Raw genomic sequence first — 3,524 nt, forward strand, 5'->3', positions numbered from 1 at the left:
GGCATGCGCGCCAGCCTTCACAATATGCTGAACCTGTGCGGCCTGAGCCGTATCGACGATGCGTCGAGCTCGGGCCAGGCTATCCGCGCCCTGGAGAACAAGGTCTACGACCTGATCCTTTGCGAATACGATCTTGAAACCGGCCAGGACGGCCAGCAGATGCTGGAAGACTTGCGCCACCACCGCTTGATCAATGCCTCCACCATGTTCTTCATGGTCACCGGCGAAGGCCAGTTCAGCAAGGTGGTCAGCGCCGCCGAACTGATGCCCAGCGATTACATCCTGAAGCCTTTCGCGGCCGACAATATGATGGACCGCATCTGGCGCGCGCTGGATCGCCGCAATGCGCTGCTGCCCGTTTATCAATTGATTGAGCTGGGCGACTTTGCCGCCGCGCTGGAAGCTTGCGAGGCGGGCGAGATGGCGCAGCCGCGCTTTGCCGCCGACTTCATGCGCCTGCGTGCCGAAATGCATTTGCAGCTGGGCGAGCCGGAACTGGCCGAGCCGATTTATGCGGAGTTGTGGGACACCCGCCATATCCACTGGGCACGCCTGGGTCAGGCCAAGACCCTGTTCCTGCGCGAGCGCTACGACGAAGCGCGCCAGATGCTGGAAGAGCTGCTGGGCCAGAACGCGCGCTTCCTCGATGCCTATGACTGGCTGGCAAAAACCCACGAAGCCAATGGCGACCTGCCTGCCGCGCAAGCCGTGCTGAACGATGCGGTGGAACTGTCGCCGCATGCCGTGCGCCGCTTGCGCCGTCTGGGCGAGGTGGCGCTGGAGGCGGGCGATGTCGATGCCGCTGAACGCGCCATGAAACAAGTGGTCAGCAAGGCGCGCTACTCGGAGTTTCGAAATCCGGAAGACCACGCGCGGCTGGCGCAGACGCTGGTGAAGAAGGGCGATCCGGTGCAGGCGGCGGCCGTGATCCGCGATCTGGATAAATCGCTGGCGGGGCAGAAGAACACGGAAGTATGCAGCGCCATTTCGTCCGCCATGCTGCACGAGTACACCGGCAATGAAGCGCGCATGAATGCATCGCTCGACAGCGCGCTGGCGGGCTGCAAGCGCGCCACCGGCCTGTCGAACGAAATCAAGATGGAGCTGGCGCGTACCTGTCTGGAAGTGGGCAAGGAAGAACAGGCGGCCGATGTGATGCGCGATGTGATGCGCAACGCAGCCAGCAATGCCGCCATGGCCAAGGCGGTGCGCATGATGGAGCAGGCCGGGCACGGCGAGCTGGCCACGCGCCTCGCCAACGAAAGCCGCACCGAGGTCGGCGATATGGTGGCGGAAGGTGCGCGCCTGGCAAAGGAAGGAGACTTCCGCGGTGCGGTGGACCTGATGGCGGAAGCGGTGGCCAAGCTGCCCGACAATCCGCAAGTGGTGTTCAATGCCGCGGTGGCGGTGCTCAAATGCCTGGAGAACACCGGCTGGGACGAACATCTGGGCCAGTATGCGCTGGACTACATTGCCGGCGTACGCCGCCTCGATCCGGTCAATCCCAAACTGAATGCCCTGGTCAATCTGCACCAGGACATATTGAAGAAATACAACATCCGTCCCGGCCGCCGGCGCGAACCTGGCGTGCGCATAGCGATATAAGAGCAATGCCGCTTGCTCGGCGCTACAATGGCTTGCATTAGCCTACAACCATAACAGTAATGCCACATTCCCATGACGAGCAGCGGCCCGTACGCGCCCTGCTGCTGAAGAAGCTATGCAGCGACGATGAAGGCCTCTTCGCGCTTGGCGTCTCGGTAGCACGTGTGGTGCAGCTGGCTGACTCGGATGACCAGGGCACGCAAAGCCTGGCCTACTATGTTCTGTCCGACGTCGCGCTGACCCAGAAGATCCTGCGTCTGGCGAACACGCCGCAGTACCGCACCGCAGCCGGTACGCCGGTAACCACGATTTCCCGCGCGATTTCGCTGCTTGGTTTCGATACCGTGAAGACTACGGCGCTGGCCATGCTGCTGGTCGATACGCTGGCCAACAGCAAGCATGCGCAAAGCGTGCGCGTGGAGCTGGAGGCGGCGCTGTGCGCCAGCCTGGTGGGACGCGAGCTGGCGCGGCGCAGCCCTTACCAGAAGGCGGAAGAGGCGGCGATTGGGGCGCTGTTCAAAAACATCGGTCCGCTGGTGATCGCCTCGCGCGAGCATGAGCGCTTCCGCGAAATCGCGCAGCTGATGGCGACCGGCCAGCATACGCAGGCGCAGGCCTCGCAGATGATTCTGGGCTCGACCTACGACACGCTGTCGGCCGCGATTCTGAAGGAGTGGAAGATCCCTGATGTGATCGTGCGCTCGACAGGGCCGCTGCCGCCGGGCGCGCAAAAGCTGCCGATCGACCGGGCCGAGTGGATGCGCATAGTGGTGAGCTTCAGCATGGATGCGGCACGCGCGGTGACGCGCAGGTCCGGTCCCGCCGCGGACGATGCGCGCTTGCTGACGCAGCGCTTCGGCGTGGCGCTGGCTATGGAGAAGGAAGACGTCGAGCAGCTGTTCTTCACCGTCCGCCGCAATATGGATGCGCTGCTGGATTCCATGCAGCTTGGCGCGCAGGAAGAACCGGAAGAGGAAGTCCACGAAGGTTTGCCGAATGTGCTGGCGCTGGCCACCATGGACGCGGGCCAGAGCGAGCAGGAGGGCATTTACCCCAGCGGCAAGCCATTCCATGCGCGCGAACTGCTGCTGGCCGGCGTGCAGGAAGTGACGCAGATGCGCGCGGCAGGACGCAGCAAGGTCAATGAACTGATCCAGGCGGTGCTTGAGACGCTGTATCGCAGCATGGGCTTCCGCTTTGCGACGGTGGCGCTGAAGGACGTGAAGAGCGGCCAGTTCCGCGCCCGTATCGCGCTCGGCGAACGGCATGTGGAACGCGCGGCGGCTTTCGCTTTCCCCTTGCAGGGTAAGGATTTGTTCCATCTGGCGATGGACAACGATGCGGATCTGATGATCGCCGATGCGACGGTGCCGAAGATCCGCGATCTGCTGCCGGACTGGCATCTCAAACTGCTGCCCGATGCGCGCAGCTTCATCGTGCTGCCGCTGGTGGTGCAGGGCGTGCAGCTTGGCCTGTTCTACGCCGACCGCGCGCATCCCGCCCCGGAAGGCGTGCCGCCGGATGAGACTTCCCTGATCCGCGCCCTGAAAGGCCAGGTGCTGGTAGCCCTGACGCCCTGAGAGCGGCGGCGCAATGAGCCGCGGTTTGCAAGCGCAAGCGTGGAGGGGAGGGCGCCGTCTCCGCGCCGTCAAGTCGCTTGCGGATTCCGGGATCAAAACGGCAGCGCGCGACAGGGCGGCGGAGGCTGTCGAAAATGCAACTTAAAAACAACACTTGCAAAGTTGCAGGTGCAGCCCTTACAATCTCGCCCCGAAGCGGACGTCAGTGCCGCAGTGCAGAAAACTGCATTGTGTGTGTTGACAGTCTTTTGTAATTGCTTCATACTCTGCGGTTCCTTCGCGGAGGGGTGGCCGAGTGGTTAAAGGCAGCAGACTGTAAATCTGCCCTCTTATGAGTAC

2 protein-coding genes are annotated in these 3,524 nt (G+C 63.0%); both read left to right on the forward strand.

Translation table 11 applies throughout. The features are described from left to right. On the forward strand, positions 1 to 1,605 hold a 1,605-nt coding region (locus tag AB4Z11_RS26760; RefSeq protein WP_442028880.1), incomplete at its 5' end, for a tetratricopeptide repeat protein. Between the two features lie 59 nt (positions 1,606 to 1,664). Further along, positions 1,665 to 3,185 carry an HDOD domain-containing protein gene (locus tag AB4Z11_RS26765; RefSeq protein ID WP_442028881.1) on the forward strand — a complete coding sequence of 507 codons (1,521 nt, stop codon included), beginning with the start codon at positions 1,665 to 1,667 and terminating at the stop codon, positions 3,183 to 3,185. Positions 3,186 to 3,524 lie beyond the last annotated feature (339 nt).

The sequence above is a fragment of the Pseudoduganella sp. RAF53_2 genome, from assembly GCF_052113985.1.
GTDB lineage: Bacteria > Pseudomonadota > Gammaproteobacteria > Burkholderiales > Burkholderiaceae_D > Rugamonas.